Annotated in this window: 1 protein-coding gene; it reads right to left on the reverse strand. The window is 46.5% G+C overall.

Annotated features, from left to right (window positions below; translation table 11 throughout):
- The coding region (locus JBL43_RS20520; protein WP_198843151.1) for a S8 family serine peptidase at positions 1-578 on the reverse strand (578 nt) is incomplete at both ends.

Here is a 578-nt window from a genome sequence, read left to right on the forward strand (position 1 = left end):
GCCCACTCAATTCCGTTAATGATCCAGCTGTACTGACCGGAACCGTCAGCGCCGAGAACTTTTACAGCGTAAAGAGATGCGCTTGGCGCAACGCCTAATACACCGACTGAGTTATTAAGAGCCGCAACTGTACCGGCAACGTGAGTTCCGTGAGAGTTGTAGTCTTGGAAAGGATTTGTTTCAGAAGGAACCATGCTGGCTCCGCCTGCTACTTTTAAATCAGGATGAGAAGAATCGATACCGCTGTCGATAACCGATACTTTCACATTTGATCCGGTGAAGCCTTGAGAGTGCAGAGCAGGGGCTTTAATTTGTGATACGCCGTAAGGCACGGACTGCGCGTACGCTTTTGCAACGTGATCTTCTTCAACGTAAGCGACGCTAGGGTCTTTTTTCAGCTCTTTTACAGCTTTTTCATTTAATGTAGCTGAAGCTGCGTCTACATATTTGAATTGCTTTTGCACTTTCCCGCCTTTTTCAGAAATGACATCTTTTTTCTTAGCGGCGCTCATCGTGCTCATTGTCTGTTTAAATCCGACAATGTATTTCTTTTCCCCGTTTGATTTCCCTGCCGCCTG

The sequence above is a fragment of the Aureibaculum flavum genome (assembly GCF_016406085.1).
Lineage (GTDB): Bacteria > Bacteroidota > Bacteroidia > Flavobacteriales > Flavobacteriaceae > Aureibaculum > Aureibaculum flavum.